This window comes from Seinonella peptonophila (genome assembly GCF_900129355.1).
In the GTDB taxonomy this organism is placed as follows: domain Bacteria; phylum Bacillota; class Bacilli; order Thermoactinomycetales; family Thermoactinomycetaceae; genus Seinonella; species Seinonella peptonophila.
This window is the reverse complement of record NZ_FQVL01000006.1, coordinates 100,360-114,092: the sequence shown is the minus strand read 5'-3', so window position 1 is coordinate 114,092 and position 13,733 is coordinate 100,360. Positions and strand designations below refer to the sequence as shown.

10 protein-coding genes are annotated in these 13,733 nt (G+C 36.3%); all 10 read left to right on the top strand.

Features of this window, described 5'->3' with window-relative positions; translation table 11 throughout:
• Positions 1-808 precede the first annotated feature (808 nt).
• The 10 genes from BUB71_RS11245 (at position 809) to BUB71_RS11205 (ending at position 13,650) form a co-directional block, all read left to right on the top strand.
• A complete protein-coding gene (locus BUB71_RS11245) occupies positions 809-1,372 on the top strand; it encodes a restriction endonuclease subunit S (protein WP_073154943.1) in 564 nt (187 codons plus the stop codon).
• Positions 1,373-1,390: 18 nt separating this feature from the next.
• Positions 1,391-2,983, top strand: coding sequence for a type I restriction-modification system subunit M (locus tag BUB71_RS11240; RefSeq protein WP_073154942.1), 1,593 nt, complete (start codon positions 1,391-1,393; stop codon positions 2,981-2,983).
• A 1-nt stretch (position 2,984) separates the two neighbouring features.
• Positions 2,985-4,175, top strand: coding sequence for a restriction endonuclease subunit S (locus tag BUB71_RS19850; protein WP_217653550.1), 1,191 nt, complete (start codon positions 2,985-2,987; stop codon positions 4,173-4,175).
• Between the two features lie 22 nt (positions 4,176-4,197).
• Positions 4,198-7,362 (top strand): type I restriction endonuclease subunit R, encoded by a 3,165-nt coding sequence (locus BUB71_RS11230; protein ID WP_073154940.1) that lies wholly within the window; start codon positions 4,198-4,200, stop codon positions 7,360-7,362.
• 199 nt (positions 7,363-7,561) lie between these two features.
• Positions 7,562-7,699 (top strand): hypothetical protein, encoded by a 138-nt coding sequence (locus BUB71_RS19590; protein ID WP_175552353.1) that lies wholly within the window; start codon positions 7,562-7,564, stop codon positions 7,697-7,699.
• A gap of 12 nt (positions 7,700-7,711) precedes the next feature.
• The gene (locus BUB71_RS11225) at positions 7,712-8,086 is read left to right on the top strand and encodes a hypothetical protein (RefSeq protein WP_073154939.1); all 375 of its coding nucleotides are present in this window, start codon (positions 7,712-7,714) and stop codon (positions 8,084-8,086) included.
• Positions 8,087-8,403: 317 nt separating this feature from the next.
• A complete protein-coding gene (locus BUB71_RS11220) occupies positions 8,404-9,528 on the top strand; it encodes a hypothetical protein (protein WP_139279070.1) in 1,125 nt (374 codons plus the stop codon).
• 1,845 nt (positions 9,529-11,373) lie between these two features.
• A complete protein-coding gene (locus BUB71_RS11215; protein WP_073154937.1) occupies positions 11,374-11,766 on the top strand; it encodes a hypothetical protein in 393 nt (130 codons plus the stop codon).
• Between the two features lie 113 nt (positions 11,767-11,879).
• Positions 11,880-12,857 (top strand): aldo/keto reductase, encoded by a 978-nt coding sequence (locus tag BUB71_RS11210; protein WP_073154936.1) that lies wholly within the window; start codon positions 11,880-11,882, stop codon positions 12,855-12,857.
• A gap of 34 nt (positions 12,858-12,891) precedes the next feature.
• Positions 12,892-13,650 carry an SDR family oxidoreductase gene (locus BUB71_RS11205; protein ID WP_073155019.1) on the top strand — a complete coding sequence of 253 codons (759 nt, stop codon included), beginning with the start codon at positions 12,892-12,894 and terminating at the stop codon, positions 13,648-13,650.
• Positions 13,651-13,733 lie beyond the last annotated feature (83 nt).

The following is a 13,733-nucleotide window of genomic DNA, read 5'->3' as shown; positions in this document are numbered from 1 at the left end:
ATCTAGTCTCAAATGACTTCTATTAGTCAAAATTGAAATTATGAAGCTGTGCTGGGAAGTTGTTTTCAGCTTAGTGTACATCAAATTCAGATTTTATTTCTAATATCCGAATTATTTGCCAAGGTCCTCTGCAATCGAAACGTCTAGAAAAATTAATAATAACTTAACGTTTAGATTTTTTAATCCAAATAAATTTAAATTGGGTATTTATTTGTAGATTAATTATAAATAGTTATTAATTTCCCTAAATACTTATAAAGAGTTGTAGAAAGGATGTGAGATGAAATCGCAAGAGAAACATTAAAAGTATGATTTTGAAATAATAGGCAATTTGTATTTACCATGAACCCATGATAAATACGAGAGCAATACAGAATTAACAAGGACTATATGTGAGGAGGTGATTTCATCATGGCTCGCCGAAAACAAAATAAAAAAAGAACCGCAACTGCAATTGCGATTCTTCCTCTTCTGATTTTGTCCTTGGACTTGATAAACCAGATAGTTTCTTTGATTAAGTAGTTTTCCTGAGTATATGACGGCTGCAACCGTTGTATACTTTTTTTGGTGATTCTTGTTACAGTTCTAAATGCATGTTTTAATTATTGTAGCTTTTGAAGCTGATAATAACAAGATATTTAGATGTGTTGAATGTTAAGTTGCAACTTATGAACAGGTGATCGTGGCATATTATGTGCATCTTCGTAGCTTAAATGAAAGGTTGATTGATTATTTTCTGAATGATATGATATAGTAGTAATCCGAATATAGTAATTTTAAAGAATTACTTTTTCGAAGAGGGCGGGATATGAAACTAGAAGAGATTGTAACAGTGAAAATAGGCAGGAATCTTTCTAGGAGAACTAAGAAAAATGATCTAACTTTCGTTTCTTATTCATACGAGGATTTAATGAATGACTTAAATGGCTTATATCTAGACTCACAAGTGAGTTCAATTAGTCGAAATCATAGAGATGAATATTTGAGCTGTGCTGGTGATGTTGTTTTCAGCTTTGTTAGTTCCAAGGCTGGGATAGTAAGTGATATAAACCAAGGGAAGATCATCAACCAAAATTTTGCGAAACTCATGATTGAACATGATCATTTGGATCATCGCTATTTATGTTATCTGTTAAATGAATCATCTTCAATGAAAAAGCAAATGGCAATTTCCATGCAAGGAAGTATTGTGCCTAAATTAACTCCAGCGATCTTAAAAGAATTGGAAATCAAGTTACCCAGCACCGAGAAGCAAAAGGCGATTGGAAAAGCCTATTTTCTTTTTAGAAAGCGTCAAGCATTGGCAAGGAAGCAGGCAGAGCTTGAAGAGTTGCTCTGGTTAGAAGTATTGAAGAATTTGGATCGATCATAGAGAAGTGAGGAACACAATATGGCTGACTTAAACAAAAGATTATTTAGTGCTGCCGATAACTTACGAAGCAAAATGGATGCATCAGAATACAAAAACTATTTATTAGGATTGATCTTTTACAAGTACTTATCCGATAAGCTATTAGAAAAAGTGGTTGAAGTAGCAGATGAATCGATAGACAAATACGACTCCCAAGCAATACAAACGCAATTGTATAGAAATATATTAGCAGATAAAGAGCACAGAGATGACCTAATGGATACGTTAAAAGATACATTGGGCTATCATATTGAACCTGATTATTTATTCAACGTGTTAACCGATCAAGCAAAACAAAACATCTTTCAGTTGAATGATCTGCACAAAGCTTTTATTGATTTGTCAACGGAATATGAACAATTTAATGGATTGTTTGATGATGTCGATTTGCAGTCAAAAAAATTGGGTTCCGATGATCAACAACGAAACATTACCATTACAGAAGTACTCAAGAAATTAAATGATGTCGATGTAATGGGACATAATGGCGATGTGATTGGCGATGCCTATGAATTTTTGATTGGTCAATTTGCCTCAGAAGCAGGGAAGAAGGCTGGAGAATTTTATACACCTCATGAAGTATCTGATATGATGGCTCAGATTGTTGCGTTGGGTCAAAAGAACAAAAAAATGTTTAGTGTTTATGATCCGACGATGGGCTCAGGCTCCTTGATGTTGAATGTTCGGAACTATCTTAACCATCCAGAGAGCGTCAAATATCATGGTCAGGAGCTTAATACAACTACCTATAATCTAGCAAAGATGAACTTAATCTTGCATGGAGTGGATAAAGAAGATATGCGTCTACGCAATGCGGATACATTGAACAAAGATTGGCCAACTGATGAACCGTATACCTTTGATTCGGTCTTAATGAATCCACCCTACTCGGCAAAATGGTCTTCAGATAAATCATTCGAAGATGATTCTCGTTTCAATCGTTATGGCAAGTTAGCACCTAAATCAAAAGCAGACTTTGCTTTTCTATTACATGGATTCTATCATTTGAAAGAGACGGGCGCGATGGCAATAGTTTTACCGCATGGAGTATTATTTCGTGGAGCGGCAGAAGGCGTGATTCGCAAGAAACTACTAGAAGATGGTAGTATTTACGCCGTAATAGGTATGCCTGCAAACTTGTTCTATGGAACCTCCATCCCTACTACTGTGATTATCTTAAAGAAAAATCGTACCACGCGTGACGTTTTATTTATTGATGCAAGTAAAGAGTTTATTAAAGGAAAAAACCAAAATAAACTTTCCAAAGAAAACATTGATAAAATTGTTGAGACGTATAAACAACGTGAAGATGTAGAGAAATATGCCCACCTCGCTACCTTTGATGAAATCAAAGAGAACGAGTTTAACTTAAATATTCCTCGATACGTAGATACCTTTGAAGAAGAACCACCTGTTGATATGGCTGCGATTGGTGCATCGATTAAAAAGATTCGCAAAGAAAAAGCAGAATTAGAATCGAGTCTTTATGAGATGATTTCTTCGCTTCAATATGATGAAGAAAATGCTGATTGGATCAAAGGCGCATTAGAGGTGTTTAGACATGGGAAATAAATTGGTACCAGAAGTTCGATTTGCTGGATTTAGTGGGGAATGGGAGGAGCTTAATGCCGATAAGATATTTTACTCTGTTTCAGATAAAAATCATTCGAATCTTCCAGTTCTTTCTGCTTCTCAAGAAAAAGGAATGGTTTATAGGGATGAAATAGGAATTGATATTAAATATGATGAAAAGTCTACAAAAAATTACAAGAGGGTACTTCCTGGGCAATTTGTAATCCATCTGCGCTCTTTTCAAGGTGGTTTTGCATTTTCTAATATCGAAGGTATAACTTCTCCTGCATATACAGTGTTGGATTTTAAAAATAAAGAAAAGTATTATTCATTATTTTGGAGATATGTTTTAGCTAGTTATACATTTATTAAAAGATTAGAAACAGTTACCTATGGTATCCGTGATGGAAGAAGTATTAGCTTTAGTGATTTTTCAACCCTTAAATTTCGAGTTCCTTCTTATGATGAACAAGCACAAATAGGTAACCTTTTCAAGAAACTCGACGACATGATCGCTTTTCATCAGCAAGAACTCACCACCCTCAAACAAACCAAACAAGGATTCTTACAAAAAATGTTTCCAAAAGAAGGGAAGTCCATCCCAGAAGTTCGTTTCTCAGGATATAGTGAGGAGTGGGAGGAACACAGTTGGATAAATGTTGTTGAAATGTCAACAAATATGGTTGATCCTAAAACTAGGGAATATGACGAAATCTACCATGTTGGTCCAGGGAATATCGAATCATTTTCGGGACGTATTTTAGATAATGTTCAAAAAGTAAAGGATGATAATCTGATTAGTGGAAAATTCTATTTTGATAAAGGGGATATTATCTATGGAAAGATCAATCCTCAGCTCGCTAAATATGCCGTTGCACCATTCGAAGGTCTTGCAAGTGCAGATACTTATGTGCTTAACAGTAAGAATGGGATAGAGCAAGGTTTCTTATACACGAGTTTACAAACAAGGGATTTTTATAAATATTCCGTATCGGTTTCAAGGCGCACTGGTATGCCTAAAATCAATCGTGATGAATTAAATAAGTATAAATTCTTAGCACCAAGAGAAGAAGAACAAATCAAAATCGGCAACTTCTTTAAACAACTCGATGACTTAATCAATCTTCATCAACGCGAGTTAGATGCCTTAAAAGAAACGAAAAAAGCGTTTCTACAAAAAATGTTTGTCTAATTGAATTAAAGTGAGGGAGAATATGACAACAAAGATACGACATCATGATGAAGCGGAAGTAGAACGTCGCTTAATTAAAGTGTTAGGGGAAGGGCGTAATCAGTGGAATTATCGCCCTGATTTAAAATCAGAAGCGGATCTTTGGAGGAACCTTCGGCAAAAGATTACGCAAAATAACTTAGCAGAGATCGGAGAGTGTCCGATTACGGATAAAGAGTTTGACAAGATAAAAACGGAATTACTATCTAACACAAAGACTCCATTTGAAGCAGCAAAATGGCTAAAAGGGGAGAATGGTGTCTGTCGGATTACGATTGAGCGTGAGGATGCGTCTCTGGGTTCGATGTCGTTGGTAGTGTACTCTAATCAAGATATTGGTGGAGGGATTTCTACATATGAAGTGGTTCATCAGATTGCAAAGCAAAAAGTAGATGTTGACGGTCGCGATCGTCGATTTGATGTGACACTTCTGATCAACGGGTTGCCGATTGTGCAAATTGAGTTAAAACAGGTAACTGCTAAAGACGGCGTATTCCAAGCTTTCCATCAAATTAAAAAATACACAGAAGAAAGGATGTTTCGCAATAACATCTTTTCGACGCTTCAGTTGTTTGTCATTTCCAATGAACAAACGACGCGTTATTTTGCCAATTCGTCAGCAAAAGAGATGCATAAAAAGGGTGTCTTTAGCTGGCGAACCAAAGAGAATCGGAAAGTAGAAAATCTCTACGAATTTGCCGAACATGTCTTAAATATTCCTGATGCGCATCGTTTGATTGCCAATTACACGATTGTAAGTGAAGACCAAGATTACAAGGTGTTAATGGTGTTAAAACCATATCAGATTCATGCAATCGAAGCTTTGTTTAGGTCCGCTATGAAACATGAATCTGGGTATGTTTGGCATGCAACGGGTTCAGGAAAGACTTTGACAAGTTTTGTTGCTACGAAGTTGTTAGCTCGCAAATCGGGAGTTGATCGTACGATTATGCTGGTTGACCGTATCGACTTGGATAATCAGACAACGACTGAATTTACCAAATTTGCCTCTGAGTTTAATACAGGTATTTCTTCTGGTAAGGCCAAGTGGAATAGCCTGATTGTCGGAACCGGAAATGCAAAGGAGTTGAGTGATACGCTACTCTCTGATGCAAGTTCCAATACAGTGATTATTACCACTCGTCAAAAGTTAGAAAAGGCCTTGCGCCGTGCTCAGAAACAGGAGGAAGAAAAGGGCTCACAACGCTTCCAAAAACTAATGGGGCAACATATCGTTTTTATTGTAGACGAATGCCATCGTGCGTTAAGTGCAGAAGGGATGCAAGCGATCAAGAAATTCTTTCCGAATTCTACTTGGTTTGGTTTTACGGGGACACCAATATTTGAGGAAAATAAGAAACAAGCAAAAGGAAAACTCGCTCGCACGACTCATGATCAATATGGTGAAGTTTTGCACACCTATACAATTAAGAATGCGTTAGATGATGGTGCGGTTTTAGGATTTCAAGTAGAGCATGAAGATACGATTGAACCCACCTCATTAGACAATATTATTTTTAATCAACTGTGTAAAAAGGAAAAATATGCTCATTTGAGTGATGAGGAAATAAATCATCTAATTGATCAAATGGATGGAGTAAAAAAGGAAAAGTATCTTCAATCATCTTTTTTTGAAAGTGATGAGCATATCCAAAAAGTGATTCATAAAATGTTTCGCCCTGATAACGCCTATACCAAATTTGACTTCCAACAGGGTCGACCGCAAAAGTCTGCGATTTTCACAACAAGTTCGATTGAGATGGCAAAACGCTACTATTATGCCATCAAGGAAATGACCAAAGACCCAGATTGGTTAACAAAAAAGTTTGCTGGACATCCGATTCGAACAGGACGTACCATTGAAGATCCAGATTTCCCACGAATTGCGATTACCTTTTCGATTGAAGAGAACAAAGAGAATTCCAAACAGATTCAAGATGAAATGAAGGAAATAATCAAGGATTATAATGATTACTATGGTACTGCTTGGTCGTTCGAAGATATAAAACGATATAATGGCGATATTAACAATCGTTTAGCGCGTAAGAAAGCAGAATTTAAGGAATTTGGGAAACAGATTGACTTAGTTATTGTTGTTGAACGGTTATTGACTGGTTTTGATGCACCAACGATCCAGACATTGTTTGTGGATCGCGAGTTAAGTTATGCCAATTTGATTCAAGCCTTTTCTCGAACCAATCGTACCGATCCAGGAAAGAAGAAGGGCTTGATCGTGACATTTAGAAAACCTGCAACAATGGAGCAAAAAGTAGAGAATGCTATAAAATTATATTCGAACAAATCAGAGGAATCAAATCTGGTTTATCCAACTTATGATGCATCAAAGAATCGCTTTGAAAAGGCGCACAAAGCCCTGACTACATTACTCTCAAATGGAACCGATCTGAACGAGCATTCGCCGCTTGGAGTCCGGATTGAATTTGTGAAAGCATTTCAAGAGCTAAATAATGCCTACGAAGCTTTGGTTACGTATGATGATTACAACGATGAAATGGAGCAGTCCAAAGTACTTCCAGAACAGGTAAAAAAATTAGAAGATTATATTGGCGTATACAACACAGTGAAGGGTTCACTAGTCGATGAAGATGGACGTCAGGATGGATCAGGATCAGATTTCTCAGAGATTGAGTTCTATGGAGAGAATACGATAAAGGTCTACGATATCGACTCCACCTATATTGACCGATTATTGAAAACGTATTCAGCCGATAATCAGAATATCCGTGACGAGATCGAACAAGCTCTCCAAAAATTGAATAAGTCAGATATTGTGAAAGAAGTTTATCGGGAAATTTTAAATGATATTGATACCAAAAAACTAGATGCTGAGGAAGATATTTTGAAAGTGAAACAGAACTTCTTTGAAAAAGCACGAAACAAGGCAATTAATCAATTTGCGAATGCTTGGTTTGTGGCAGAAGATGAGTTACATTCATCTGCAACTCAATATGTGATTGGTACGGAGACCATCCCAAATATTGGGAAAATCATGGACAGCATGCAATCTGAAAAATATAAAGCAGTACATCCAGATGTCAAGCCATTTAAATACAGACAAGAAATGAAACGCCAGTGGAAAAAGACATTAGATGATGTGGTTGTATCTTTAGATGATGAGTTGAGATGAATCAATTGGAATAAATAAACAAAAAAGTTATAGTGAGGAGGTATCTCGTTGTTCATTTCTCTCGAAATAGTAAAAGATCCTGCAATCAAACATTGTGGGATCTTCATTTTGAGAAGAATGAAGGCTTTGCCCAAAGGAATTTTTGTTGGACTATTTTGGATTGTCCTATTTTTAGGTAGCCTATTTAAGAAAGAGGTTAATGGACAAAGAAGAAAGTTTAAGTGAAACTTTGATCAAACAACAGAATGCATTACATCAACAAAATAAAATCGTTGGATATGAAGTATTAAATGGAAATTCCGAGATTAATGATATAATTATGAGAAGTTTAGATTAGGAGGTTGATAGTATGGAGGACAAGCAAAATCAGTATTTTCATGGAGATAATATACAAATTAACACAGCGAATGATCAAGGAACTGTAAATGCAAATATGAATGTCACTCAAAACTCTATGGAAATGAAAAAGTTACTGTCCTTGTTTGAAAAATTTATCAAAGATTTGGAACAGAGTGATCAAATCGATAATGAATCTAAAGAAGATATATTACGGGAGACTCAGCATGTAATAAGTGATGTGAAAGATCAAAAAATAAATAAAAAAGGTCTAACACGGTTTCACAACTTTTTGAAAGAATCAATGCCTGAAATGCAGCTGGCAGCAACAACGCTTGCATCAGCGAGCGCGCTTAATGATGGCCTCCAATTGATCACGAGATTGTAAATGGTGAGATCATGAATAATAATTGGATCAATATAAATGAATTCTCAGATTACCTTTTTTGCCCTGAGTATTGGTGGAAGAGACGCGAACATCATGCCGTGTATCCAGATATTACAGGGATCAAGGCAAGATTAAATAAACGTAGAGAAATGAATCAACAAGGCAAACAACAGAAGCCCAAAGTAGTTAAAAAGAAGGGGAGAAAAAAGAGGAAAAATAAACAATCATCCATTGGCCAAGGATTCTTGTTTATATCCTTGTTGTTAGTCGTGATGTATTTTATATCACCAACCTACTTTTATATGTTGTTAGGTCTCATGTTGTTATTAGGAGGATTAGTAGTATGGTTTAAAATAAAAGAGAGAGGGATATCTGTATTCAATTCTAGCAAAAACATACATGTATCCTCGTTTTTAAGACAAGAACAAAAAGTTAATCCAACGTTGAATTTAGTTGATCCAGAGTTCAATATTTTTGGGGAAGTTCCTGGTGTAAAGTTGAGAAATGGCAGTTTAGTAATTACATTAGATCGCTCAGATGAACAGTTGCCTAGTTATCTTCCACTTATTAAAAAGAAAGATCTGTTTATTCTTGCTTTGTATATGCGCTTGTTAAACATTAATTTTTTCACCAATCAAATTATAGGCGAGGTATACTACAAAAACTATACGAAACCCAAGGTGTTGAGATGGGAACATCAAAAAACCCGTCAAATTGTAAACAATGTAGTGACAGAAGTAAAAGTGCTCATAAAGAAAATTCGACCAGCCTCACAAAAGTACTTCCCTGCTTTATTTTTTCGCTGTGCTGAATGTGAATTTTTTCGAAATGGCTGTCAAAAAAGAACGCAACTAAAATTTCAGCGTGTAAAGCAAAATAGAGAAGAGGATATTGTAGAGTTGCATAGAAATTTTCTGCAGATTAAAAGCAAAATCGAGAAAACCTCATGGGAACATTGGAAGAATGACATTCAAGATTTTGCGCGGTTTATTTCTTCATCGCCCACAATGCAAAAAGTGATAAATAAGATCTATCGACATAAGCGAAATTATGATATCGAAGAAGCTATTGAGACATCTGCAATTCATGGTACAGGTTTATATAACGAATATATGATCACAAGAAGATCTAGGAAAGAAGAAATTACGTTTAGTTATCAGCTGCTTATGTATCTATCTATAAAGGCGAATAAAAAAACAATGGCAAAGTTTTTTGGTTCTGACGATGTTAGAGATCAAAAAGTGAGAGAGTTTTTTGACAAAGTTTTTCGGAATCTTTATTTTGAAATAAACAACTATCTGGTTAGTTTGATACCTGAAAATGTGGCTCAAAATAATTATATTACTTTTAATAACAGTATGATCAATTTAGCAAATGATGAGGGGCTCATTAACGCTTCAATGAACATTGGTGTAGAACAAGATGAAGAAGATGATGATTAGGATTTTTATCTTTTATTAAATCAATGTTGGTTCATATAAAAGAAAATGAACGTACTTATCCAGGGGGGTACCAGGTAGGATGACAGTTATCTATTTATTACTATAGGTATCTTCTACAGTTTGCTTTTAATTGAATATGTGAGAGCTAATTTGTATAGTTTTTTTATCATTCGCGTATAGAAAAATAATAACGTGTAAAAGAGATTACAGCTTATGGTATTTTTATCCGTTTGGAGAGTTCTTACTAAATAACAAGCAAAGGAGCGAAGATCAGAAGACATCATACTAATTTTTTAAAAGAGAAGAGAGTTGGATCACAAAACCAACTCTCTTTTTTTATGTGCAAACAAAAATGCAAATGTAAAGTATCGTTTAAGGTTTGCCCTCGTTAATTTCAAGTACATTAACGCCCGATTTATTGTGGATTATTCTTTGAACTTTCCCCATATTTCTCTTGTTCCCCTAACTCGAGTAGTAGGTAAATGTGATACATTCGTTTGGAACCTAAATGTGATCAAGTTTGTTTGATTTGTTTAGTTTTTTCGTTTTATAGTTGATGGAGTATCTATTATTAACATTCAATAGATTTAGAGTTAACTTCCAGTATACGAAACCTAATTTACAATTTGAGAACTAAGAGCTAGACTCACGATCCAGCTCTATTTTTGTACAATCAAATAAAAATGCAAACATAATGTGTTTTCTCATGTTGCTATCAGATTCCTATAATTTTGTGAACTTCAGAAATATTGTGGTTTAGTTATTTTTATTTGCCCCAACTTCCTTACTCCGCAGGACTTAAAATCCTTTGGGAGGTGTTTACTGAGTTACAGAGAACGAATCTAGATTTAATTGCAAATAAAATGGTGTTTTGTTGTGTTTCATCATCAATAAGTAGAGGATGTATATTATTGGGGAGATATTTAAAATTATTTATCAAATATGGATCTCTAAATCAATTATCTACACTTTGGTGATCTACCATTAGCTAAAACAGATTTGAAAGATAAACTTACACTATATGGACAGAGCATTTTCCAAGTGAGAGGATGATTGAATAAACTAAGAGGCAGGATTACTATAGAATCATGTTATCTATTAGATAATATAGTTCAGAAGCCAATGTATTTTCAAACCCTAATCCCAGCACCCTTATTCCACCAACACAAAGTTGCCTAAGATGGCAGCTTTTTTGTTGTCGTTTCCAATTATTGACATGAGTTTTCAAATACAGATGATGATTAGATTGTTTGTGAGATTATCTTTCAAAGTTAAGAGTTGTTTTTGGTTGTATGAAGGTAGACTGTTGTGCAAGGTCTCTTCTTTTAGATGATACAAAATTTCTTCTTACTGATGGCGGGTAGCGCTTGAGGCAATTCTTTTCTCCACCATGTTTGATTAAATCCATGTCTGTAATACGGGGTCGTAATGTGAGGTTTGCTGGTGTTTTTTTATGGGGGTCTAGACGATATTTTGTTAAATCTTCTTCCTGATATTACTATGATTATACTAAAAGATATATTCAAGTATTCAAAATATGGGCAGTAATTATGTGGTATATCCAAAGATTACATTTGCTTACCCGTTTTCAAAGGGCTAGCAGAAGTTAATATATGACCAATGCTTTTTGAGGTGGTACTTGATAGATGTATAAGCGAAATGACCCAATTCCACAGTTCGGAATAATCGGTAGTTCTGATTATGGGATTTATCACTGATTTATTATCATGACCTGAATATGAAAAGGAATGATATTCATATAAAATAATTTTCAGAGTAAACATGTGTTTCAATCATTGCGAGTGAGCATAGTCAATTTACTAAATGAGCAAAGGATGAACGCATATGGCGAAATTTCAGGATCAAACGATAACTTTCAAAATCAGTTGGATGTTTCTTCTTATTACCGGAGTGGGGATTTTAGGCTTTGGGATCCTTGTTTCCTTGTTTCCACAAATTGCAGGGGACTATGATAGAGGATTTTTACGAGCGCTTGGTGTTGCAACGACAGGAATGGGTTTTTTCGGAATCATGATCACTTTCAAATCGTACATCAAAAAAGAAAAATGGGCGTGGTTTACCCTCTGGTATTACCCCATCTTCTGGATATTGCATTTGATAGGTGGGTTGCCACCAGGAAATGATCATATACACCAAGTTGTTTTCATTGTGATATCGCTATTGGGATTAGTGTTTCCTTATAAACAATTCTTTTCACGGAAAATCATCAAATTGTAACGGAAAAGAGTATCATCACATGAATGGGAATATCCGTTGGCTATTCAACACAATGTATGTTTTAAATAATCGGTAAGTTCACCATCTCAATCAAGATAGAAAAGAGGATCATGATGAACTATGTGAAGCTGGGTCGAACGGGTTTAGATATTTCTCCTATTGCACTGGGATGCATGAGTTATGGAATTCCTGGACGTGGTAAACATCAATGGGTAATAGGAGAAACAGAGAGTCGCACTTTTATAAAAAAAGCGCTTGATTTAGGCATTAATTTCTTTGACACAGCCAACGTCTATTCGGATGGGACAAGCGAGGAAATTGTAGGAAGAGCACTTAAAGACTTCGCGAAGAGAGATGAAGTCGTCATCGCAACCAAAGTTTGTAATCCTGTACATTCTGGCCCCAATGGGCGCGGGTTATCCCGTAAGGCGATAATGAGTGAAATCGATAAGAGTTTAAAAAGGCTAGGTACAGACTACATTGATCTTTATCAGATACATCGATGGGATGATTCCACTCCGATAGAGGAAACCATGGAAGCTTTGCATGATGTGGTCAAAACTGGAAAAGCTAGATATATAGGAGCTTCCTCTATGTATGCTTGGCAGTTTCAAAAAGCGAACCATGTTGCTGAAATGAATGGCTGGACACGATTTGTATCCATGCAAAATTATATAAACTTGCTATATCGGGAAGAAGAACGTGAAATGCTGCCTCTGTGTGAAGAAGATGGAGTAGCTGTTATACCTTGGAGTCCACTTGCTAGAGGACGGCTGACTCGTAATTGGGACGAAGAAAGCAAACGCTCAAGGAACGATTTTCTGTTTCATCCACTAACAACCGCTGTGGAGCAGTCTGATCGAAAAGTGGTGGAAACAGTTTGTGAAATTGCTACCGAACGGAATGTTCCTCCGGCTCAGATCGCTCTCGCCTGGGTGATGCAAAAATCAACCGTTACTGCTCCAATCATTGGGGCAACCAAACTCGATCATCTTGACGATGCAGTTGCAGCATTGACATTCCATTTAACCCAAGAAGAAATCATACAGTTGGAAGCACCCTACCTACCTCATCCGGTACTTGTCATTTGAGCATTTCAAAAATCAAGGAAGGGTTGGATTTACCATGAAACTTCAAAATAAAGTAGCGATCGTCACAGGAGCAGGCTCAGGAATGGGTAAAGAAATCGCAACTCTTTATGCAAAAGAAGGAGCTAAAGTGATTGTCTCCGATATCAATGAAGCATCAGCGAATAAAACAGTTGAAGAAATCTCTGCAAACGGGGGAGATGCAACAACAGTAGTAGCTAACGTAGCAGTTGAAAACGATGTCCAGCGTTTGATTAGTGCAGCAACCAGTACATATGGTGGGTTAGATATATTAGTGAATAATGCTGGAATTATGGACAATTTTATGCCTGCTGCTGAGGTTACCGATGAGCTTTGGGATCGAGTGATTGCGATTAATGCCACAGGGCCCATGCGCACGATTAGACAAGCATTACCCCTATTTATTGAAAAAGGAGCAGGCGTTATTATCAATATCGCTTCTGTTGGTGGACTGCATGGGTCAAGAGCGGGCGCTGCGTATACCGCATCCAAACACGCAGTTGTGGGATTGACCAAAAATGTTGGCTTCCAATATGCGAATCAAGGTATTCGCTGTAATGCGATTGCTCCTGGCGGAGTGGAAACAAATATCGGCACAACCATGAACCAGCCTGACAAATTTGGAATGGAGCGTGCGATGATTGGTGCAAATTCTAATCCACGCTCAGGTCAACCAGAAGAAATCGCCAAAGTGGCGCTCTTCTTAGCCTCTGATGATGCTAGTTTTGTAAATGGGACTGTCATTACTGCCGATGCAGGTTGGACAGCTTATTAAGATATAGTGACATTATGAAAGAAGAAAAAATCATGTTATAGAGAAAGATTTCGAGTATCAGTGGAGGAATTGAGAAATAAGAC

Excerpts from the sequence above, each read along its gene's own strand:
- BUB71_RS11245 (WP_073154943.1), top strand. The coding sequence starts at position 809 with ATGAAACTAGAAGAGATTGTAACAGTGAAAATAGGCAGGAATCTTTCT.
- BUB71_RS11240 (WP_073154942.1), top strand. The coding sequence starts at position 1,391 with ATGGCTGACTTAAACAAAAGATTATTTAGTGCTGCCGATAACTTACGA.
- BUB71_RS11230 (WP_073154940.1), top strand. The coding sequence starts at position 4,198 with ATGACAACAAAGATACGACATCATGATGAAGCGGAAGTAGAACGTCGC.
- BUB71_RS19590 (WP_175552353.1), top strand. The coding sequence starts at position 7,562 with ATGGACAAAGAAGAAAGTTTAAGTGAAACTTTGATCAAACAACAGAAT.
- BUB71_RS11225 (WP_073154939.1), top strand. The coding sequence starts at position 7,712 with ATGGAGGACAAGCAAAATCAGTATTTTCATGGAGATAATATACAAATT.
- BUB71_RS11220 (WP_139279070.1), top strand. The coding sequence starts at position 8,404 with ATGTTGTTATTAGGAGGATTAGTAGTATGGTTTAAAATAAAAGAGAGA.
- BUB71_RS11215 (WP_073154937.1), top strand. The coding sequence starts at position 11,374 with ATGGCGAAATTTCAGGATCAAACGATAACTTTCAAAATCAGTTGGATG.
- BUB71_RS11210 (WP_073154936.1), top strand. The coding sequence starts at position 11,880 with ATGAACTATGTGAAGCTGGGTCGAACGGGTTTAGATATTTCTCCTATT.
- BUB71_RS11205 (WP_073155019.1), top strand. The coding sequence starts at position 12,892 with ATGAAACTTCAAAATAAAGTAGCGATCGTCACAGGAGCAGGCTCAGGA.